At 67.9% G+C, this 20,292-nt stretch carries 17 protein-coding genes and 2 pseudogenes; 6 read left to right on the top strand and 13 right to left on the bottom strand.

Annotated elements, in window-relative coordinates:
• A partial coding sequence (locus IQ220_RS15970) for a hypothetical protein (RefSeq protein ID WP_228009309.1) occupies window positions 1-197 on the top strand: 197 nt, incomplete at its 5' end.
• A gap of 22 nt (window positions 198-219) precedes the next feature.
• Entirely contained in the window at window positions 220-1,644 is a 1,425-nt protein-coding gene (locus IQ220_RS15355) for a cell wall metabolism sensor histidine kinase WalK (protein ID WP_228009308.1), read from the top strand.
• A gap of 61 nt (window positions 1,645-1,705) precedes the next feature.
• Here IQ220_RS15355 and IQ220_RS15350 read toward each other — a convergent pair whose 3' ends face one another.
• Genes IQ220_RS15350 through IQ220_RS15340 form a run of 3 tightly spaced genes read right to left on the bottom strand, consistent with a single transcriptional unit; the run spans window position 1,706 to window position 4,142 of the window.
• Complete coding sequence (locus IQ220_RS15350; RefSeq protein WP_193916414.1) at window positions 1,706-2,518, bottom strand: CPBP family intramembrane glutamic endopeptidase; 813 nt, start codon at window positions 2,516-2,518, stop codon at window positions 1,706-1,708.
• Window positions 2,519-2,550: 32 nt separating this feature from the next.
• A complete protein-coding gene (gene clpS / locus IQ220_RS15345; RefSeq protein ID WP_186697336.1) occupies window positions 2,551-2,874 on the bottom strand; it encodes an ATP-dependent Clp protease adapter ClpS in 324 nt (107 codons plus the stop codon).
• A gap of 41 nt (window positions 2,875-2,915) precedes the next feature.
• Window positions 2,916-4,142: an LL-diaminopimelate aminotransferase gene (locus tag IQ220_RS15340; protein ID WP_193916411.1), complete on the bottom strand. Its 1,227-nt coding sequence runs from the start codon at window positions 4,140-4,142 to the stop codon at window positions 2,916-2,918.
• A 98-nt stretch (window positions 4,143-4,240) separates the two neighbouring features.
• Between IQ220_RS15340 and IQ220_RS15335 the strand changes: the two are divergent.
• From IQ220_RS15335 to IQ220_RS15325, 3 genes and pseudogenes are all read left to right on the top strand, one after another.
• Window positions 4,241-6,915: pseudogene (locus IQ220_RS15335) on the top strand (TIGR03960 family B12-binding radical SAM protein).
• Window positions 6,916-7,330: 415 nt separating this feature from the next.
• Window positions 7,331-9,407: pseudogene (locus IQ220_RS15330) on the top strand (Rne/Rng family ribonuclease).
• Between the two features lie 5 nt (window positions 9,408-9,412).
• Window positions 9,413-10,045 (top strand): ribonuclease HII, encoded by a 633-nt coding sequence (locus tag IQ220_RS15325; protein ID WP_193916408.1) that lies wholly within the window; start codon window positions 9,413-9,415, stop codon window positions 10,043-10,045.
• Here the strand turns inward: IQ220_RS15325 and IQ220_RS15320 are convergent.
• A complete protein-coding gene (locus IQ220_RS15320) occupies window positions 10,030-10,554 on the bottom strand; it encodes a DUF1997 domain-containing protein (RefSeq protein ID WP_186697331.1) in 525 nt (174 codons plus the stop codon). The genes IQ220_RS15325 and IQ220_RS15320 overlap by 16 nt on opposite strands.
• Before the next feature lie 69 nt (window positions 10,555-10,623).
• Between IQ220_RS15320 and pheA the strand changes: the two genes are divergently transcribed.
• On the top strand, window positions 10,624-11,466 hold the full coding sequence (gene pheA / locus IQ220_RS15315) for a prephenate dehydratase (RefSeq protein WP_193916405.1): 843 nt from the start codon (window positions 10,624-10,626) through the stop codon (window positions 11,464-11,466).
• Here the strand turns inward: pheA and IQ220_RS15310 are convergent.
• From IQ220_RS15310 to IQ220_RS15270, 9 genes are all read right to left on the bottom strand, one after another.
• Window positions 11,435-12,466 (bottom strand): methyltransferase domain-containing protein, encoded by a 1,032-nt coding sequence (locus IQ220_RS15310; RefSeq protein WP_186697329.1) that lies wholly within the window; start codon window positions 12,464-12,466, stop codon window positions 11,435-11,437. The genes pheA and IQ220_RS15310 overlap by 32 nt on opposite strands.
• A gap of 40 nt (window positions 12,467-12,506) precedes the next feature.
• Window positions 12,507-13,154 carry an LON peptidase substrate-binding domain-containing protein gene (locus tag IQ220_RS15305; protein ID WP_186697328.1) on the bottom strand — a complete coding sequence of 216 codons (648 nt, stop codon included), beginning with the start codon at window positions 13,152-13,154 and terminating at the stop codon, window positions 12,507-12,509.
• A gap of 87 nt (window positions 13,155-13,241) precedes the next feature.
• Window positions 13,242-13,562, bottom strand: a complete 321-nt coding sequence (rpsJ, locus tag IQ220_RS15300) for a 30S ribosomal protein S10 (protein WP_186697327.1) — start codon at window positions 13,560-13,562, stop codon at window positions 13,242-13,244.
• Window positions 13,563-13,770: 208 nt separating this feature from the next.
• Window positions 13,771-14,970, bottom strand: a complete 1,200-nt coding sequence (gene tuf / locus IQ220_RS15295) for an elongation factor Tu (RefSeq protein WP_193916402.1) — start codon at window positions 14,968-14,970, stop codon at window positions 13,771-13,773.
• A 39-nt stretch (window positions 14,971-15,009) separates the two neighbouring features.
• Window positions 15,010-17,085 (bottom strand): elongation factor G, encoded by a 2,076-nt coding sequence (gene fusA / locus IQ220_RS15290; protein ID WP_193916399.1) that lies wholly within the window; start codon window positions 17,083-17,085, stop codon window positions 15,010-15,012.
• Between the two features lie 87 nt (window positions 17,086-17,172).
• Window positions 17,173-17,643 (bottom strand): 30S ribosomal protein S7, encoded by a 471-nt coding sequence (rpsG, locus tag IQ220_RS15285; protein WP_186697324.1) that lies wholly within the window; start codon window positions 17,641-17,643, stop codon window positions 17,173-17,175.
• Window positions 17,644-17,728: 85 nt separating this feature from the next.
• Window positions 17,729-18,103, bottom strand: coding sequence for a 30S ribosomal protein S12 (rpsL, locus tag IQ220_RS15280; RefSeq protein WP_186697323.1), 375 nt, complete (start codon window positions 18,101-18,103; stop codon window positions 17,729-17,731).
• 68 nt (window positions 18,104-18,171) lie between these two features.
• The gene (locus IQ220_RS15275) at window positions 18,172-18,513 is read right to left on the bottom strand and encodes an AIR synthase (RefSeq protein WP_186700782.1); all 342 of its coding nucleotides are present in this window, start codon (window positions 18,511-18,513) and stop codon (window positions 18,172-18,174) included.
• A 50-nt stretch (window positions 18,514-18,563) separates the two neighbouring features.
• A partial coding sequence (locus IQ220_RS15270) for a phosphodiester glycosidase family protein (protein ID WP_228009307.1) occupies window positions 18,564-20,292 on the bottom strand: 1,729 nt, incomplete at its 5' end.

Below are 20,292 nucleotides of genomic sequence, written 5' to 3'. Positions count from 1 at the left end.
CCACGGCCTCCGCTTTCTGCTGCGCCGTGAACCGACGCCTGGTTCTGGTGGGGTTGGTCATCGATGGACAGTCTGGTGGTCATGACGTGACCCTTACCGACCTGTCCTCAAAACCGGGGGAACCCCAGTTCGTGGCGTCGGTTATTCTATCAACGCCAATGTGGATCCTTCTCCTGCCGAATGAGTTGGCCCTCTGATGCCGTTTTCTTCCATGCCTAGATGCTGATGAAGCCGCGAAAGCGCCGGCAGAGTCTGCGCCTGAGGCTGGTGGTCTGGTACAGCCTGCTCGCGGGTGTTTCGATGCTCGTTTCTGATGGTTACACCTATCTTGAGTTTCGGCAGACCCTGCTTGCCCAGATTGACCGTTCACTGGAAGTCAGTGCGATTCAGGCACGCAAAAACCTCGATGATGAGGTTGATGCCCTGGTGTTTGATCCTCGCCGGGATGCGCCGCTGTTGGCCTCCCTGCTTAATGATGCAGCCGTAGAGATCTATCTGATCAGTCTGGATGGTTCTGTGAAGGAGCAGTTCGGAGATTCGCTCTCATCCCTCAACACATCCAACCTCAAGCCTGGGTATAACACCCTGGCCAAGCCCAGTGGGCGCTGGCGAATCTATACAAAGGAACTTCTGAGCAAGGAGGGTGAACCCTCAGGCTGGCTGAAGGTGGCCCAATCTCTCAGGCCCATGGACGCCACCTTGGCCAGGGTATTTCAGCGCAATCTCCTCAAGCTACCCATCCTGCTTGGCATGATTGCCCTTGGCGGTCTGTTCCTCGCTAACCGTGCCCTGCAGCCCATCGCCCAGATCACAAGAACGATACAGCGTATCCGGGTGAGTGGTGATCTTGCCCAGCGCATCCACTACAAGAGCAGTGCGGATGATGAACTGGCGCGGCTGGCCACGCTCTTTGACGGCATGCTGGATTCCATCCAGGCGACCTTTGAGCACGAGAGGCGCTTCACGGCAGATGCATCCCATGAGCTCCGCACCCCCCTGACGGCCATGAAGGGGCGGTTGCAGGTCACCCTGAGCCAGCTCCGCACCGTCGACACCTACGAGGAGACGCTCAGGGCGATCGGGCTGGAGGTGGACCGCTTGATCCGGCTCAGCAATGATCTGCTGCTGCTTTCTCGCCTCGAGCAGAATCACATCGGTGGACCGATGGAACCGGTTGACTTGGGAACCCTATTGGCTGAATCGGCTGCCCAGATTCAACCCCTGGCTGATCTGCGCCAGCTTCAGCTGACCACAGACCTTGCTCCTGCACTTCAGATCCAGGGATTCCCTGATCATTTAATCCGCTTGTTTCTGAACCTCCTGGATAATGCTGTGAAGCACACTCCGGCTGCTGGTGAAGTCAGCTTGCAGGCACGCGCCACTGAGGCCGGCGTCCAGGTCATCCTTCGGGATACGGGCATCGGCATCTCGCCAGAGCACCTGCCCCACTTGTTTGAGCGCTTTTACCGCGTCGAAAAGTCCCGTTCCCGGGCCCTGGGTGGCACCGGCCTGGGCCTGGCCATCGCCCAGGAAATTGTTCTCCGCCATCACGGCCAGATCTCAGTGGCCAGCGAGCCTGGTGTGGGCACAACATTCACGATCACCTTCCCGCGGCATGGCGATCAACCCGTGGCCAAGCCATGAGACGCTTCCGGGCGGTGCGGCAGGCCCCACCGCCGAGGGCTTCATGACACCAGGCCTGAGCTCAGCGACCCAGGCTGTGGCCACGCCGTTGCTGGTAGAGCAGCAGCCCCAGCAGTCCCAGCCAGCCGATCGCGCCCCCCAGGGGATTGGTGCCTGAGGTCATTCCGCTGGGCCCGGCCCACCAGCCCGGCGCCTGGGCAGACACCGTCAGCAGCCCGTTCTGCAGCAGGAACCAGCCGCCCACCAGGCCGCCGTGCAGCGCCGCCGGCCCCCACAGCGCGCCCTTGCCCAGCTCCCGCTCCCTGGCCAGCACCACCCCCAGCAGGGTGAGGGCGCCCAGCAGGCTGAGGGCCAGCAGGCCGGGTTCCCGGTACCAGGGGTGCACCAGGCCGAACACCAGGGCCTGCGCCAGCAGCGCCCGATGACCGTTCAGCCGCAGCCGCAGCTCCCCCCAGAGCCAGCCGCGAAACAGCAGCTCCTCGGCCAGACCCACCCCGCAGGCCAGCAGCAGAGCATTGGCGAGCAGGCCAGCATCCGTTGCCCCCTGCCAGCGGGCCTGCTGACTGAACAGCAGCGCCAGGCTCACCAGGAGCAGCAGGGCGATGGCCTTGGTCAGCCCCATGGCGATGCCGGCCAGCGCCTGGCCGGGGCTGACGGCCAGACCGAGGGTCCTCCAGGGCTGCGTCGCTCCCCAGGCGGTCCGCAGCCGCCAGGGCAGGGTGGCCAGCAGCAGGGCAAACGAGAGCGACACTCCGGCCAGGTCCACCTGGTCGGGGCGCCAGGCTGGGGCCACCCAGGCGAGGGGCCTGGAGAGCAGGAAGCCGGTGATGTAGAGCCCCGGCACGTAGAGCACCGTGCCCCACCAGCGCAGCATGGGTGCAGGCCCGGCTGGGCCTGGCGCCGCCATCAGGTTTCCGGTTCGAGGCTGCTGGTGAGCCCCTTGCCTTTGAGGGTTTCGCAGTAGAACTCCGCCGGCTCCAGATCGCACACGATCACCAGGCCCACGCCGGTGTTGTGGGCCTCCAGCATCACCGCGATCGCATCCTGCTCACTGAGCGAGGGCACCACCTGGCGCAGGGTGGTGACCACGTAGTCCATCGCGTTGACGGGGTCGTTGTGGAGCAGCACCTTGTAGCGGGGCGAGGGTTTGCGCACCCGCTGCGGTGCCTTCTCCATCACCGCGGCACCGCCGCTCTCGCGGCCCGGGGCCGCCGTGGCTGTGGTTCGCATGGCTGCCTCCTGGGTCACGACTGCTCTATTTAAGGACGGGATCACAGGCTGTGGATCCGCTGCATGGCCTCATCCACATTGGCGCGGCTGTTGAAGGCGGAGAGGCGGAAATAGCCCTCCCCGGCGGCGCCGAAACCGCTGCCGGGGGTGCCCACCACGTGGGCCTGGCTCAGCAGCTTGTCGAAGAAGCCCCACGAGTCAAGTCCGGCGGGCGTTTTGAGCCATACATAGGGCGCCTGCTCGCCGCCGAACACCTGCAGCCCGGCTGCCGTCAGCTCGCGCCGGATGATCGCGGCGTTTTCCATGTAGAAGGCCACCAGCGCCTTCACCTGGGCCTGCCCCTCGGCGGAATACACCGCCTCGGCCCCGCGCTGCACGATGTAGCTGACGCCGTTGAACTTGGTGCTCTGGCGCCGGTTCCACAGGCCCCACAGCTCCACCGCTTCGCCATTGGCCGCCTGGCCCATCAGCCCACGGGGCACCACCGTGAAGGCACAGCGGGTGCCGGTGAAGCCGGCGTTCTTGGAGAAGGAGCGGAACTCGATCGCGCACTCGCGGGCCCCCTCGATCTCGTAGATCGAATGGGGCAGCTCCGGATCCTGGATGAAGGCCTCGTAGGCGGCGTCGAACAGGATCAGGGCGCCGTGGGTGCGGGCGTAATCCACCCAGGCCTGCAGCTGCTGGCGGCTGGCCACCGCGCCGGTGGGGTTGTTGGGGAAGCAGAGATAGATCAGATCAACTGGTTCTGCGGGGATCTGGGCCGTGAAGCCGTTCTCGGCGTTGATCGGCAGGTAGGTGAGGCCGCCGTAGCGACCACCGGCATCGGCTTCGCCGGTGCGGCCCGCCATCACGTTGCTGTCCACATACACCGGATACACCGGATCGGTCACGGCGATGCGGTTGTCCGGTCCGAGGATGTCGAGGATGTTGCTGCTGTCGCACTTGGAGCCGTCGGAGACGAAGATCTCCTCGGCACTCACCTGGCAGCCGCGGGCCTGGAAGTCGTGGCGGGCGATCGCCTCGCGCAGCCAGCCATAGCCCTGTTCCGGGCCATAGCCATGGAAGCCCTCGGCGGTGCCCATGGCATCGATCGCCAGCTTCATGGCGTTGCGGCAGGCCTGCGGCAGCGGTTCGGTCACATCGCCGATGCCGAGGCGGATCAGGGCGGCATCGGGATGGGCTTCGCCGAAGGCCTTCACCCTCCGGGCGATCTCTGGAAACAGATACCCCGCCTTGAGCTTGAGGTAGTTGCCGTTGACCTGCACCACAGGGTTGCTGCCGAACTCCAGGCGGCATCCTGCTACGCCAGGTGGCTGTCGCGTGGTCCCGGGCTGCATACCATCGGGCCAGGCCTGCCTGCGCCACCATGACTGCCTCCTCGACTGTCGTGGCCGCGGCGACCGAGCCGATCGACTTCGACGCCCTGATCGACCTCTCGATCAGCAAGCCGGCCCGTTACCTCGGCAACGAGCTCGGCGTGGAGCCCCGCGACTGGCAGGCAGCCACCGTGCGCTGGGCCCTCACCTACCCCGAGGTCTACGAGGTGGGGGCCAGCAACCTGGGCCACATCATTCTCTATTCCCTGCTCAACGCCGTTCCCGGCCAGCTCTGCGACCGCGCCTACCTGCCGGCGCCCGACCTGGCGGAGCGGCTGCGTGAGCGGCAGCAGGCTCTCTTCGCGGTGGAGAGCCGCCGCCCCCTGCCAGCCTTCGACATCCTCGGATTCAGCCTCAGCTACGAGCTCGGCGCCACCAACATCCTCGAGATGCTGGACCTGGCCCGCTTGCCCCTGCGCGCCGACCAGCGCGGCGATCTGCCCCTGGGCCACCCGGAGGCGCCGCCCCTGATCTTCGCCGGTGGGCCCACGGCCACCAGCAACCCCGAACCCTTCGCCGCCTTCTTCGACTTCATTGCCCTGGGCGATGGCGAGGAGCTGCTGCCGGAGATCGGCCTGGTGGTGGCCGAGGCCAAGGCGGCCGGCCTCAGCCGCCGCGACACCCTGCGGGATCTGGCCCAGGTGCCGGGCGTGTACGTGCCCGCCCTCTACGGCCCGGGGCCCGATGGGGTGGCGATCGTGCCGCTGGAGCCCGGGCTGCCGGCGCGGATCCAGCGGCGCACCGCCACGCCCATGCCCCACTACGCCATGGGGCTGGTGCCCCACATCGAAACCGTTCACGACCGCCTCACGGTGGAGATCCGCCGGGGCTGCACCCGCGGCTGCCGTTTCTGTCAGCCCGGCATGCTCACGCGCCCGGCCCGGGACGTGGAGCCCGAGGCGGTGATCGAGGCGGTGGAGGAGGGGATGCGCCGCACCGGCTACAGCGATTTCTCCCTGCTCTCGCTCAGCTGCTCCGACTACCTGGCCCTGCCGGCGGTGGGGGTGGAACTGCGCAACCGCCTGGCTGAGCAGAACGTGAGCCTCACCCTGCCCAGCCAGCGGGTGGATCGCTTCGACGACGACATCGCCCACATCCTTGGTGGCACCCGCAGGGCGGGGCTCACCTTTGCCCCGGAGGCCGGCAGCCAGCGCCTGCGCGACATCGTCAACAAGGGCCTCACCGACGCCGAGCTGCTGCGCGGCCTGCGCACGGCCATGCAGAACGGCTACCGCAAGGTGAAGCTCTACTTCATGATCGGCCTGCCTGGCGAGAGCGATGCGGATGTGCTCGGCATCGCCGACACCTGCCGCGCTCTGCAGGAGCAGTGCCGTGATCTGGGCCGCCTGGAGCTGAATCTCACGATCAGCACCTTCACGCCCAAGCCCCATACCCCGTTCCAGTGGCACAGCGTCAGCGGCGAGGAGCTGCGGCGTCGCCAGGGGCTGGTGCGCCAGGCTCTGCGCCAGCTGCGCGGCATCAAGACCAACACCACCGACCTGCGCCTCTCGGCGGTCGAAGATTCGTGGGCCGCGGCGATCGGCGCCTGGCGCCGGTGATCGAGGCGGCCTGGCGGGCCGGCGCCGGCCTGGATGCCTGGTTTGAGTCGGCGGAGCGCAGCCATGCCGCCTGGACCGCTGTGATCGAGGCGGCGGGCCTGGGGGGCCGTTACCGCGCCCTGGAGATGGGGGCCTGGAGCGCCGCCGAGGCCCTCAGCCCCGATGATCTCGATGCCTTCTGCCGCCAGAGCCTGCCCTGGGATCACATCGACACCGGCGTCGACAAGCGTTGGCTCGCCGAAGACCTGCAGCGGGCCCTGGCCGCCACCGTGGTGCCGGACTGCTCCTTCGAGGGCTGCAGCAGCTGCGGGGTGTGTGGTCCGGAGCTGGGCCACAACGTGGTGATCCCGGCGCCTCCGGTGCCACCCCAGCTGCCGCCGCGGGCCCCCGCCTCCGAGCGGGTGCAGCGGCTGCGCTTCGGCTTCGCCAAGACCGGCAGCCTCGCTCTGATCAGCCACCTCGACACCCTGCGGCTGCTGGAGCGGGCCCTGCGCCGCAGCGGCCTGCCGGTGAGCTTCAGCGGGGGCTTCCACCCGCTGCCAAGGCTGCAGCTGGCCCTGGCGCTGCCGCTTGGCGTGGCGGGCCTGGGCGAATGGCTCGACCTCGAGTTCACCGAGCGGCTGGATCCCGCTGAAGCGCGGCTGCGGCTGCAGCAGCAGTTGCCGGGCACGTTGCAGCTGCTCTCGGTGGCCGAGGTGCCCAGCTTCGGCCCCAGCCTCTCCCAGGAGCTGGAGGCCTCCCACTGGCGGCTGGAGCTGCGGCCGCCGGCGGGGGTGGCGCTGCCCGGCCCGGAGCGCTGGCAGCAGGCGATTGCCGCGCTGCTGGACGCCGACACCCTGCCGTGGCACGACACCGACAAGAAAGGCCGGCCCCGCAGCCGTGACTGCCGCCCAGTGCTGCGGGATCTCCGCTGGCTCTCCCCCCAGCCCGGAGCTGCTGCCGGCTCAGGCTCGGCCTGGTTCGCGCTCGAGGCCGCCATCGATTCCAGCGGCCGCAGCCTGCGGCCGGACCAGCTGGCCCACTGGATGGCAGAACAGCTGGGGCTACCCCTGGCCTGCGGCAGCATGGAGCGCACGGCCCTGACGCTGCGCGGCCCTACCGCCTGAACGCGGCGCCAGACCGACGCAAAAGCGGCCAGGCCACCATGCTAATTTGCAGCCAAGGCGACAGGCCGTTTGCCTGTAAGCTTTCGCCGCGATTCCGCAGCACCCAGAGCTTTTTCAGCGCAGACCGCAGTCGGCAGGCACCTCCGTTGGCCCGTCCTGCTCCGGGGTTCAGTCCCTGGATTTCGCCCCCCGCTTTCATGTTTTCAACCCATTGAAAGCAGCCGTGCCCAAGGGGCATGGAGATCTTCCAGCAGCATTGCGCAGCTTCGCGCCATTCCCGCTCCATGGCGGCCAAGGCAGGGCCTGGCCCTGACCTCCCGCATTTCGTTCAGCCCTCTGGTCCGCAGGTCTGTCATCGGCCTGCAGGCCTGCCTCATCCCCTGGCAGGACCCCGATCGGGTCCACCCCATTCCCCATGCCCCAGCAGATCGTCATTGCCGAGCAACTGCGCATCGCCGCGGTGCTCAACGACGAACGTGTTGATGAATTGATCGTGGCCCAGGGCCGCTATCAGATCGGAGATGTTTACCTCGGCACCATTGAAAACGTGCTTCCCGGCATCGATGCCGCCTTCGTCAATATCGGCGAGAGCGAGAAGAACGGCTTCATTCATGTCACCGACCTCGGCCCTCTGAAGCTCCGCAAAGGCGCCCACGGCATCACCGAGATGCTGGAGCCCCGCCAGAAGGTGCTGGTGCAGGTGATGAAGGAGCCCACCGGTAACAAGGGCCCCCGGCTCACCGGCAACCTCTCCCTGCCCGGCCGCTACCTGGTGCTCCAGCCCCACGGCCAGGGGGTGAGCATCTCCAGGCGCGTCGACGGCGACAACGAGCGCAACCGGCTGAGAGCCCTGGGGGTGCTGATCAAGCCCCCCGGGGCCGGCCTGCTGATCCGCACGGAGGCCGAAGGGGTCAGCGAGGACTTGCTGATCGACGACCTCGAGTCGCTGCTGCGCCAGTGGGAGGCCATCCAGACGGCAGCCGAGGACGCCACCCCACCGGTTCTGCTCAACCGCGACGAAGACTTCATCCATCGCATCCTGCGCGACCTCTACAGCCCCGACCTGCTGCGGGTGGTGGTTGACAGCAGCGAGGGGGTGGGCCGGGCCCGGGCCTTCCTCGGCTCTGATCACGGCAACGTGCTGGTGGAGGCCCATGCCGCTCCCACCGACATCCTGGATGCCTTCCGGGTCAACGCCGCCATCCACGACGCCCTCAAGCCCAGGGTGGACCTGCCCTCGGGCGGCTACGTGATCATCGAACCCACCGAGGCCCTCACCGTCATCGACGTGAACTCGGGCTCGTTCACCCGTTCGGCCACGCCCGCGAAACGGTGCTCTGGACCAACTGTGAAGCGGCCGTCGAGATTGCCCGCCAGCTGAAGCTGCGCAACATCGGCGGTGTGGTGGTGATCGACTTCATCGATATGGAGTTGCGTCGCGATCAGCTGCAGGTGCTGGAGCACTTCACCCAGGCGGTCCGCGATGACGCGGCCCGCCCCCAGATCGCCCAGCTCACGGAACTGGGCTGGTGGAGCTCACCCGCAAGCGCCAGGGCCAGAACGTCTACGAGCTGTTCGGCCGCGCCTGCCCCAGCTGTGGCGGACTGGGCCATGTGGCTGTGCTGCCCGGCCGGGACAGCCTGCAGCCCCTGGCCAGTGCCGCTGGACTGGTGCGGGCGGCGGCACCGGCGGCCCGCGGCGAGACTGCCACCACGGCCGCGCCCTCGGAGAACGGCAACGGCCATGGCAGCCGGCGGCGCCGCGGCGGCCGGGGTGGCGGCCGCAGCCAGGGCGAGCCCTCCGATGCCACGGTGTTCGTGCCTGTGGCCCCGTTGCTCGACCAGGACGCCGCCTACGCCACCGCTCACAACACTTCTGACAGCCCCAGGCCCGCCACGGAACCGAGCCAGCGGCGCCCGGAACCGGAGGTGCTGGTGGTGTCCATGAGCGAAGACCAGGAGGAGGTGTATGGCTGGCTGGGTCTGAATCCTGCCCTGCTGCTGGACAACCCGGAAGCGGCTGAAGCAGCGGTGGTGCGGGTGGTGCGCCCCGGCGAAGATGCCAACACCGTGCTGGAGGCGGCCCGCCAGGATCTGGCCGCCAGCGGCTCGCGGCGGCGGCGAGGTCGGGGCGGCCGAGGCAGCCGTGACGGCCAGGGCTCAGCCGAGGAGTCGGCCCAGGGCGGCACGGCAACGGCGGCGGCCCCTGTTGCTGCTCCGGTGCCCGCACCCGTGGAGATCACCCCCCTGCCGGAGCCCGGGGCGACTGAGGAAACCGTGCTCACCGTGTCGGTTCCGAGTGCCGCCGCCGGCGAAGCTCCAGCCGACACAACCGCCCCGGTGGCCGCTCCCAGCCGTGGCCGCAGCCGCCGCAGGGCGGCTGACGCCTCCGCGGCCCCCCAGGCTGCGGCCGTGCTGACGCCCACGGCGGAAGCGGCGGCTGATGGGGGCGAACCACGCCGCCGCCGCCGCCGCTCCTCCGCTGCCGTCTAGGCACGTTGGCCGAGGATCCCTGGCTGGGATGGCCTCCCGGCCGTTGCGCCGGGGTGGATGAAGTGGGCCGGGGCTGTCTGTTCGGCCCCGTGTTCGCCGCCGCCGTGGTGCTCGACTCCACTGCGGCGGTCACCCTGCTGACCCAGGGCCTCACCGACAGCAAAAAGCTCTCCCCCAGGCGCCGCGCCATCCTGGTGCCTCAGATCGAGAGCCTTGCGCTGGCCTGGGGGCTGGGCCAGGCCTCGGCCGCCAGCATCGATCAGCACGGCATTCGTGACGCCACGGAGGCGGCCATGCTGCAGGCCCTGCAGCGGCTCCCTGCGGTGCCTGGCCTGGTGCTGGTGGATGGGGTGCTGCCCCTGCGGGGCTGGCCGGGAGAGCAGGTCTGCCTGGTGCGGGGTGACAGTCGCCAGCCAGCGATCGCCGCGGCCAGCGTGCTCGCCAAGCAGGCGCGCGACGGGCTGATCCGCCAGCTGGCGGCCTCCTATCCGGGCTACGGGCTGGAGCGCCACGTGGGCTACGGCACGCCGCAGCATCGGGCCGCCCTGCTGCAGCTGGGGCCCACGCCCCTGCACCGCACCAGCTTCCTGCGCAAGCTCTGGCCAGGCCAGGCTGCCGGGCCTCAGGGCAGCCGCTGATGCTCGAGGCACCAGCTCTCGAAGTCGGCCACCAGCTGCTGGCCCACCCGGGCCTTGATACCCAGCAGGATGCTGGCGAGGATCGAGCGCCCCGTGGCCTCCAGCACCTTGTGGGGAATCAGCCGCAGCAGCTGGGGCTGGCCCACGCTCACGGCCAGGTTGGCCTCGCCCTCGAGCCCCTCGTCACCCGCCTCCAGCCAGGAGCCCAGCCTGAGCTGGAAGTCCTCCACCAGGCCGAGGCCCTCCAGCTGGCAGTCGCTGGCCACCAGCTCCAGCCGCCCGGGCTGGAGCTGGGTGCGCAGGTCCACCACCGGCTGAACCTTGAGCTGGAACACCTCAAGCCGACTCACGGCATAGCGGTAGTGCCCCGGCCCCAGGCGCTCCAGCTGGCTGGGGTCGAGCAGCGCCTTCACGACCCGGTCTTCATCCGCCAGGTATCCGGCGAGCCGCTGCTGCTCCTGCCGTACTCCAAGTTGCAGTTGCTGACTGGCTCGAAAGGCCAGGGGCATGGCCTGAGGGCCGGCGCGGCATGATCTTATCGGTCGCCCCGCGGGGCTCCTGTCCCCCTGACGGTTGTGATGCGCGTTGCCTTTCTGGGTCCCAGCGGCACCTATGCCGAGCAGGCCACCCAGCAGCTGCTAGCCCTGGAGGCTCTCACGGAGGCGGAACTGATGCCTCAGCCAGGGATTCGGGCGGTGGTGCAGGCCCTGGCCCAGGGCGACTGTGATGCCGCCGTGGTGCCGGTGGAGAACTCCGTGGAGGGTGGGGTCACCACCTGCCTCGATGCCCTCTGGGAGCATCCCGACCTCACCATTGCCCATGCCCTGGTGCTGCCGGTGCGCCATGCCCTGCTGGGCTCCGGCAGCCTGGAGGGGATCAGTGAGGTGCTCTCCCATCCCCAGGCCCTGGCCCAGTGCGCCCAGTGGCTGGCCGAGCACCTGCCGCGGGCCCTGCAGCTGCCCACCAGCTCCACAGCCGATGCCGCCAGGATGGTGGCCGGCAGCCGCTTCCGGGCTGCGGTCGCCTCGCAGCAGGCTGCCGCCGAGCACAACCTCCAGGTGCTGGCCTACCCGGTGAACGACGTTCCGGGCAACTGCACGCGCTTCCTGCTGCTGCGCCGCGGCAGCCGCTCCCATGCCGGTGCCCTGGCCAGCCTGGCCTATTCGCTGCACTCGAACCAGCCCGGCGCCCTGCTGGAAGCCCTGGCCTGTTTTGCCCGCCGCGGTCTCAACATGAGCCGGATCGAGTCGCGCCCATCGAAGCGGGAGATGGGCGAGTACATCTTTTTCGTGGATCTGGAGCTCTCCGGGGGACCTGAGCTGCTGGAGGCGGCCCTTAACGACCTGCGCCCCCTCTGCGAGCACCTGGCCCTCTTCGGTGCCTATCCGATCACCAGCCGGGTGTCGGAGTCGTCGTCGTAGTTGCACCAGCTGTCCGGGCGCTGCCCTCCGGCCGCTCCAGGGGCTTGTGGCCGCGGAAGACGCCGAACTGCATCAGCCCGCTGCGAAAGGCCCAGTCCATCAGCAGGATCGTCGGCGTCTCGCGCAGGCCCTGCAGCACCGCTCCTGGCCCCAGGCCGAGGATGGCCCCAGGCCGGCGCAGGCCCTCCAGAATCGAGTCGATCCAGGAGGGCAGGGTGGCCGCCGTCCAGTCGGCGCTGTCCACGGCCATCCCGCCCGCCCAGGGGCTGCCGCCGAGATTGGCCCGCAGGGAGCGGATGCTGGCGAACTCCGGATGGGCCCACTGCTCCAGCAGTTGCCGCATCACCCAGCGCTCGCGCCGATTCATGGCCCCGTCGCGGGCATCGCGCCGGTTCCAGTCGGCCACGGCCAGCAGGCCTCCGGGCCGCAGGCTGCGTAGCAGCCCATCGGCGTAGCCCTGCTTGTCGGGCATGTGGGGTGAGGCCTCCACGCTCCAGACGGCGTCAAAGCTGGCGTCCTGCACCTCCAGGGCCATGGCGTCCATCACCGCGAAGCGGCAGTGCTGGCTGAGGGGGGCTGGCGTGAGTTGCCGCGCTCTCTCGATCTGCAGCGGGCTGATGCTGATGCCGAGAACATCGAGGCCATAGTCGCGGGCGAGGATCCGGGCACTGCCGCCGATGCCGCAGCCCACATCGAGCACCCGACTGCCTGGCGGCAGCTGGTCCAGGCCGCTCCAGCGCACCAGTGCATGCACGAAGTCGGCCTTGGCCTGGCGGAAATCCCGGCTGCCGGGCCGGCCCGGCGGTTCGCCGTAGTGGCCCAGGTGGATGTGCTCGCCCCAGAGCCTCTCGAGCAGGGCGTCCTGGGTCCAGCGGTCGTAGGCCGCGGCCACGCTGGCGGAATCCTGATAGCGGCGGTTGCGGCGCAGCCAGATAGCTGCCGCCGTGGCGGCTGTGGCCAGGCCCACGCCGGCTGCCACAGGCCAACTGATCAAGGGCATCGCGGATGCAGAGGGATGGGGGGTGGCAGGGGGAGAGGCGCTACTGGGGCTGAAAGGTGTCCTTCAGCACCGTGCGGGCTGCCAGCTGACGCCGGGTCTGATCCAGCAGGTCGTACTCCTGGCGCAGCCGTTCGCCCGTGTCGGTGAGCTCCAGCAGGGCCTGCTGGTGGTCGGCGACGGGGCCGCCCAGGTGGGAGCCGATCCAGAAGGAGAGCTCGCGGGGCAGATCCGGCAGGTCGCTGGGCAGGCTGGCCGGCTTGCCCACCAGCTTGGCGGTGAGTTCCACCACGTCGCGCAGGGCCTGGTCCACGCTGCCGGCCAGGGTCTTGAGGGCTTCGGGGGAGTCGGGGTCTCCGTCTTCGATCCAGCTCACCAGGCCCACCCGAAACGGGGCTTCCCGCACGATGTCCAGCACCCGGAAGCGCTGCTGCCCCATGGTCACAACGTTGCTGCGGTCGTCGTCCTGGGTCTGGCAGTGGATGATTTCGGCACAGCAGCCGATGTCCGCCATCTCCTGAGATTTGGGATCCCAGCGCACCACCCCGAAGCGGCGGTCTTCGGCCATCACCGTGCGCAGCAGCATCCGGTAGCGGGGCTCGAAGATATGCAGAGGCAGAACTTCCTGGGGGAAGAGCACCACGTCAGGGAGGGGGAAGAGCGGCAGCTCCCTTACGGCCAGTTCACCCATGGCGAGTTGAGGAGTTGCCGAGCCATCCTAGGAAGAAGGTCCGGGGCCCGCGCCCTGGAAGGCGCGGCAGGGGCCGCAGGATCTGGCTCAGAGCTTCACTTCGATGTCCACACCACTGGGCAGATCGAGCTTCATCAGAGCGTCGATCGTCTTGGCCGAAGGGCTGTAGATGTCGATGATGCGCCGGTGGGTGCGGGTTTCAAAGTGCTCCCGGGAATCCTTGTCGACGTGGGGCGAGCGCAGCACGCAGTAGATCTTGCGCTTGGTGGGCAGTGGGATCGGCCCGATCGCCGTGGCGGCTGTGTGGTCAGCCGTTTCAATGATTTTTTCGCAGGAGAGATCAAGCATGCGCCGATCAAACGCTTTCAGGCGAATGCGGATCTTCTGCTGGGGGATGGCGGTGGACATGGAGATCAAAAGCTGGCCGGATGGCCAGGAGGAAACGTCCTTGGACGGAGGGGATGGCTAGGCAGTGGATGTGTCGACCCCTAGGGGATCTGCACACTGAATTGTCGATGTTCTGGTCACGAAGACGCTGAGCTGACTCAGTGCGTCATTCGAGGCTGAAGCCCAGGGGACAGCTTGGCAATGTCTGCCTGGCTGCCCCCTGTCGCCATCAGGCGATGATCTTGGACACCACGCCGGCACCGATGGTGCGACCGCCCTCACGGATGGCGAAGCGCATGCCCTGCTCGATGGCCACAGGGCAGATCAGCTCACCGGTCATTTTGATGCGGTCGCCCGGCATCACCATTTCCACGTTGGAGCCGTCATCGGCGGTGAAGGCGGTGATCTGGCCAGTCACGTCCGTCGTACGGATGTAGAACTGCGGCCGGTAGCCGGCGAAGAAGGGAGTGTGGCGACCACCCTCTTCCTTCTTGAGCACGTACACCTCACCCTCGAACTTGGTGTGGGGCGTGATCGAACCGGGCTTGATCAGCACCATGCCGCGCTCGATGTCCTCCTTCTGGATACCGCGCAGCAGCAGGCCCACGTTGTCACCGGCCATGCCTTCGTCGAGGAGCTTGCGGAACATCTCCACCCCGGTCACGGTGCTCTTCCGGGTGTCCCTGATGCCCACGATCTCGATTTCCTCGCCCACCTTCACCTTGCCGCGCTCGATCCGGCCAGTGGCCACGGTGCCGCGACCGGTGATCGAGAACACGTCTTCAACAGCCATCAGGAAGGGCTTGTCGATCTCGCGCTCCGGCTCGGGGATGGAGGCATCCACGGCTTCCATCAGTTCGCCGATCTTGGCCTCCCACTCGGCATCGCCTTCGAGGGCCTTGAGGCCGGACACCTTGATCACGGGGATGTCATCGCCGGGGAAGTCATAGCTGCTCAGCAGCTCGCGCACTTCCAGCTCCACCAGCTCGAGAATCTCCTCGTCATCCACCATGTCGCACTTGTTCAGGGCGACCACCAGGGCGGGCACACCCACCTGCTTGGCCAGCAGGATGTGCTCCTTGGTCTGGGCCATGGGGCCATCAGTGGCGGCGACCACCAGGATGGCGCCGTCCATCTGGGCGGCCCCGGTGATCATGTTCTTCACGTAGTCCGCGTGACCAGGGCAGTCGACGTGGGCGTAGTGACGGTTGTCGGTTTCGTACTCGACGTGGGCGGTGTTGATCGTGATGCCGCGCTCACGCTCCTCAGGAGCTCCGTCGATCTGGTCGTAGGCCTGGGCCTTCGCGAAACCCTTTTTGGCCAGCACGTTGGTGATGGCGGCGGTGAGGGTGGTCTTGCCGTGGTCAACGTGGCCGATGGTGCCGATGTTGACGTGGGGTTTGTTCCTTTCGAACTTTTCGCGAGCCATGGGAGGAAAGAATCGGGGGGTTGTTGGATAGGGTGAAGATCAGGACTTGCCCTGATTCTTGGAGATGATGGCCTCGGCCACATTGCGAGGAACTTCCTCGTAATGGCTGAACTCCATCGAGAAGATACCCCGACCCTGGGTCATGGATCGGAGCTGGGTGGCGTAGCCGAACATCTCGGCCAAGGGCACCTTGGACTGGACCTTGGACCGTCCATCATCGATGGACTGTCCTTCGACCTGGCCGCGGCGGGAGGAAAGGTCGCCGATCACGGATCCGAGGAAGTCCTCGGGGATCTCGACCTCAACCTTCATCATCGGTTCAAGCAGCACAGGATTGCACTTCTTGACGCCGTCCTTGAAGGCCATGGAGCCGGCGATCTTGAACGCCATCTCCGAGGAGTCGACGTCGTGATAGGAGCCATCCACCATGGTGACCCTCACGTCGATCATGGGGTAGCCCGCGATCACGCCGGATTCGCAGGTTTCCTTCATGCCGGATTCAGCCGGGCCGATGTACTCCTTGGGCACAATGCCGCCAACAATCTTGTTGACGAACTCGAACCCTGTGCCCGGTTCGCCCGGCTCCATCTCGATCACGACGTGACCATATTGGCCCTTGCCGCCCGTTTGCCGGGCGAATTTGCCTTCGCCCTTGGCGCTGGCGCGGATCGTTTCCCGGTAGGACACCTGGGGAGCACCGATGTTGGCCTCCACTTTGAACTCACGCAGCATCCGATCCACCAGAATCTCCAGGTGGAGTTCACCCATGCCGGCGATCACGGTCTGGTTGGTTTCCGGGTCAGTGGACACCCTGAAGGTGGGATCCTCTTCCGACAACGACTGCAGGGCCTTGGACAGTTTGTCCATGTCACCTTTGGTCTTGGGCTCCACGGCCACCGAAATCACTGGCTCGGGGATGTACAGCGATTCGAGAATGATCGGATCGCTTTCTACGCAGAGGGTATCTCCAGTGGTGGTGTCCTTGAGGCCGAGGACGGCGCCAAGATCGCCAGCGCGAAGTTCATCCACCTCTTCTCGATCATCGGCTTTGAGGATGATCAGCCGTGAGATGCGTTCCTTCTTGTCTTTCGTTGAGTTCAGCACATAGCTGCCCTTCTTCAGCGCACCGGAGTAAATCCGCACAAAAGTGAGCTTGCCGAAGGGATCGGCCATCACCTTGAAGGCCAGGGCACTGAAGGGGGCGCCATCCTCTGCAGGCCGGAGGGCCTCCGTGCCATCGGGCAGCAGGCCCTGGATCGGCGGCACGTCAATCGGCGCGGGGAGGTAGTCGACCACCGCATCCAGCAGCAGCTGCACGCCTTTGTTCTTGAAGGCCGAGCCACACAGCATGGGCACCAGGCCGTGCTTGAGCACGCCGGTGCGGATGCCCTGGCGCAGCTGCTCATCACTGAGCTCGCCGGTTTCGAGGAACACCTCCACCAGGTCTTCGTCGGTTTCAGCGACCGACTCCATCAGCTTGTTGCGCCAGTGGGCGGCTTCCTCGGCCATGGAGGCGGGGATGTCCGTCTCCTCGATGTCCTTGCCGAGCTCATCCCTGTAGATGAAAGCCCGGTTCTTGACCAGATCCACGATGCCGCTCAGTTCGCCCTCGGCGCCGATCGGCAATTGGATCGGGGCTGCGCTGGCCTTGAGGCGATCCTTGATCTGCTCGTAGACCTTGAGGAAGTCGGCCCCGGTGCGGTCCATCTTGTTGACGAACACCATGCGGGGCACTTTGTAGCGATCCGCCTGGCGCCACACTGTTTCGGACTGGGGCTGCACGCCGCCCACGGCACAGAAGACGGCGATCACGCCGTCAAGCACCCGCATCGAACGCTCCACCTCAATGGTGAAGTCGACGTGACCAGGGGTGTCGATGATGTTGATGCGGTGGTCTTTCCAGCTGGTGGAAATGGCCGCTGCCGTGATCGTGATGCCCCGCTCGCGCTCCTGGGCCATCCAGTCGGTGACGGCGGCGCCGTCATGCACCTCGCCGATCTTGTGGACCACCCCGGAATAGAACAGGATCCGCTCGGTGGTGGTTGTCTTGCCCGCGTCGATATGGGCGGCAATGCCGATATTTCTGACGCGTTCCAGTGGAAAGGCGCGAGCCACGAGGAATGTCTCCGAAGGGTCTACAAAAAACGGTTGGTATCCTACTGATCAGCCTGCAGGCCCCGAGGCCACACCACGCTGTCGCGATCAGTAGCGGTAGTGGGCGAAGGCCTTGTTGGCCTCGGCCATCTTGTGGGTCTCTTCGCGCTTGCGCACGGCACTGCCGGCCTCGTTGGCGGCATCCATCAGCTCACCGGCGAGCTTCTGGGCCATGCTGCGGCCGTTGCGGGCCCGCGAGAAGTTGACCAGCCAGCGCAGGGCCATGGCGGTGCCCCGCTCCTGCCGCACTTCCATCGGCACCTGATAGGTGGCACCACCCACGCGGCGGGCCCGCACCTCCACCAGCGGGGTGGCGTTGCGAACGGCGGTTTCAAACAGCTCGAGGGGATCGGAGCCGGTGCGCTCGTTGATCATCGAGAACGCATCGGAGAGGATGCGCTGGGCCGTGGACTTCTTGCCGTGCTTCATCAGACGGGCCACGATCATCGAGGCCAGTCGGCTGTTGAACTGGGGATCGGGCAGGATCGGTCGCTTTTCGGCGGCGTTGCGGCGGGACATCGGGATTGCGAGGTGCTGAGAGAATCAAGGGGAGCCTGCAGGAGGCAGCGGCCCTGGGCCGTGCCTGCCGCCTGCTGGGGTCAGGTCACGACTTCGGCGTCTTGGCGCCGTACTTGGAGCGAGACTGACGCCGGTCCTTGACACCGGCGGTGTCCAGGGTGCCGCGGATGATGTGGTAGCGGACACCGGGCAGGTCTTTCACCCGGCCGCCGCGGATCAGCACCACGGAGTGCTCCTGGAGGTTGTGGCCGATGCCGGGGATGTAGGCCGTCACCTCAAAGCCGGAGGTGAGCCGCACGCGGGCCACCTTGCGGAGCGCCGAGTTCGGCTTCTTGGGGGTTGACGTGTACACGCGGGTGCACACCCCACGGCGTTCCGGGCAGGAGCGCAGGGCGGGTGACTTCGTCTTGCGGGTCAGACGCTGCCGTTCAGTGCGGATCAGTTGCTGGATAGTGGGCATCGAGGGCCGGAGAACACAGGTCGGACGTCGACCGATTGCGACAATCCGCCACCTTACTGGGTCGTCCGTCACCGCTCCGGTGAGCGGCTGAAGGCGGCTCCGCAGGCGCAGCTCGCCACCCCGTCGCCGGGGCGCACCAGGAAGCCGCCGCCGCTGAGGTCGCCGCGGTAATCGAGGGTGAGGCCGGTGAGCAGCTCCTGCTGCTCGGCCGGCGCGTAGAGGGTCACCCCGTCGGCCCGGGCAATCGGCACCCCCGCCAGGTGGCCAGGGCGCACCCTGATCGTCCAGCGGGCGCAGCCGCCCTCCACCAGATCCAGATGGATCAGGCCGGGGGTGCCGGCCACGGCCGCCTGGCGCCCGAGCTCGGCGGCGGCCCTGGCCGAAAGGCGCAGGCTGTGGCCCTTGGGCATCGGAGCGATTGAGGCGATCACAGCCACTCTGACAGGGGTGGATCCCGGTTTCAGCGCACCAGGCCGACGCCGTTGTGCACCGAACCGGCCACGCCGCGGCCCTTCACCTGGTGGCTGCCGCCCAGCACCAGGCCGGTGGAGCTGCCGCCGTCGAGGTTGAGGGCGTCGCGCAGGCCCAGGCCCAGCAGCAGCTGGGCGGCCTTGGCCAGGGTGGGGCCACTGTCATTCACCCCTTCCAGGGTGATCAGCCACACCTCACGGCCATCGCTGCCCAGCACCGTGCGGGGTGCCCCCTGGCGCAGGAAGCTGGCACTGAAGGTCTCGGCCGCCCCATTCAGCACCACCCGCCCGCCCTGCAGCAGCAGGGGACCCCCACCGACCACCTGGGGCTTGGCGCCCAGGGCCGCGCTGGGGCGGCTGCTGAGCGCCAGGCGGCTGCCGGGGGCCCAGGGCAGGGTCACGCCGCCGCGCCCCACCAGCAGGGTCTCGCCCGGCCGGATCGCCACGCCCCGGGCCAGTTCAGGGCTGTCGATCCGCCGCAGCACCTGGTTGTCAGTCCCGAGCAGCAGGGCGGTCTCCGAGCCGCTCAGCGCCCGGTAAACCGGGCCCCAGTCGGCCGTGTAGCGGCTGACGCCGCGCTGCACGAAGCCGCTGTTCACCACCACGATCGGCAGGCGCGGAGCACCGGAGCCGCTCACCCACTCCTCCAGCCTCAGCCGGCCGAAGCTGGGTAGCTCCCGGCCGCTCCAGGCGGCGACGCCGCGGCCGAGGATCGGCCCGGAAAGCCAGCGGCCATCGCGCTTGAGGGCCCCCAGGGGCAGGCGCCGCACCCGGTTGAAATAGCCGCCATTGATGGCCACCACCGCCTGGGTCTGCCCGGCCAGCTGGGTCAGGGAACTCAGCCCCTCCATCGGGCCGGGGCGCACCAGCGGCCGCAGCTGCAGGGGGGCCGTGCGCGGGTCGATCCGCACCGCATTGATGCGCACGCCATCCCGCACCAGCCGATCCCAGCGCAGGCTGCGCCCCACCATCGCCAGCACCTGCGGGTCGATTGGCGCGGGCGGCGCGGCGCCGCTGCCCGCCGTGCCGCTGGCGGGAATGTCGATCACCAGGCGGTTGGGTTCGCCAAGGCTGAAGGTTCGGTTCACGGAGCCGCTGCGGGGCCGCACGGCCACGCCACGGCCAGCACGCCGCACCACGACACCGAGGTTCTGGAGTTCGCGCAGCTGGCTCGGGCCCAGGTCCACATCCAGCAGCAGCTCGGCACCGCTGCTGCGCACCAGCGCCGGTCCGCCCAGATCCAGCACCAGCCGCCGCACGCCGGGCTGGCTGCCGCCGCGCACGCGCAGCACCTGGGCCGCCGGCAAGGTGAGGGACAGCTGGCCCCGCTGCAGGGCCACCCCGACTCCGACGGCCCGCAGCAGGGGCATGGCGTCCACGGCCACTTCGTCCTCGAGGCTGCGCTGCTGGGCGGGGGGCACCAGCAGCGGCTGGCCGAACCACTCCAGGTCCAGGCTGCCGTCCGGGCGGCTGCGGCTGCTCACCCCCAGCTGGTTCTCCAGCACCTCCAGGGGAATCCAGAGCTGCTGCGGTGGGCCGGCCTCGGCCCCGAGCCAGCGCCAGAGGGCCTGCTGGGGCTGGCCGTTGATGCTGATGCTCCTGCCCTCACGCTCAGCACCCGTGGCTGGCGCGGGGCGGCTGCGCGCTGGGCTGCCGCCGGCGATGGGGCGAGCAGCGGCGCCGCAGGCGATGCCGCCGCAGCAGGGGCTCCGCCAGGGC

This window comes from Cyanobium sp. LEGE 06113, assembly GCF_015207615.1.
This window is presented reverse-complemented; position numbering and strand designations above follow the sequence as displayed.

What these genes read in the sequence shown, in the direction of transcription:
- IQ220_RS15355 (WP_228009308.1), top strand. Translation starts at nt 220, where the DNA reads ATGCTGATGAAGCCGCGAAAGCGCCGGCAGAGTCTGCGCCTGAGGCTG.
- IQ220_RS15350 (WP_193916414.1), bottom strand. Translation starts at nt 2,518, where the DNA reads ATGCTGCGCTGGTGGGGCACGGTGCTCTACGTGCCGGGGCTCTACATC.
- clpS (WP_186697336.1), bottom strand. Translation starts at nt 2,874, where the DNA reads ATGCGAACCACAGCCACGGCGGCCCCGGGCCGCGAGAGCGGCGGTGCC.
- IQ220_RS15320 (WP_186697331.1), bottom strand. Translation starts at nt 10,554, where the DNA reads ATGCCCCTGGCCTTTCGAGCCAGTCAGCAACTGCAACTTGGAGTACGG.
- pheA (WP_193916405.1), top strand. Translation starts at nt 10,624, where the DNA reads ATGCGCGTTGCCTTTCTGGGTCCCAGCGGCACCTATGCCGAGCAGGCC.
- IQ220_RS15310 (WP_186697329.1), bottom strand. Translation starts at nt 12,466, where the DNA reads ATGCCCTTGATCAGTTGGCCTGTGGCAGCCGGCGTGGGCCTGGCCACA.
- IQ220_RS15305 (WP_186697328.1), bottom strand. Translation starts at nt 13,154, where the DNA reads ATGGGTGAACTGGCCGTAAGGGAGCTGCCGCTCTTCCCCCTCCCTGAC.
- rpsJ (WP_186697327.1), bottom strand. Translation starts at nt 13,562, where the DNA reads ATGTCCACCGCCATCCCCCAGCAGAAGATCCGCATTCGCCTGAAAGCG.
- tuf (WP_193916402.1), bottom strand. Translation starts at nt 14,970, where the DNA reads ATGGCTCGCGAAAAGTTCGAAAGGAACAAACCCCACGTCAACATCGGC.
- rpsG (WP_186697324.1), bottom strand. Translation starts at nt 17,643, where the DNA reads ATGTCCCGCCGCAACGCCGCCGAAAAGCGACCGATCCTGCCCGATCCC.
- rpsL (WP_186697323.1), bottom strand. Translation starts at nt 18,103, where the DNA reads ATGCCCACTATCCAGCAACTGATCCGCACTGAACGGCAGCGTCTGACC.
- IQ220_RS15275 (WP_186700782.1), bottom strand. Translation starts at nt 18,513, where the DNA reads ATGCCCAAGGGCCACAGCCTGCGCCTTTCGGCCAGGGCCGCCGCCGAG.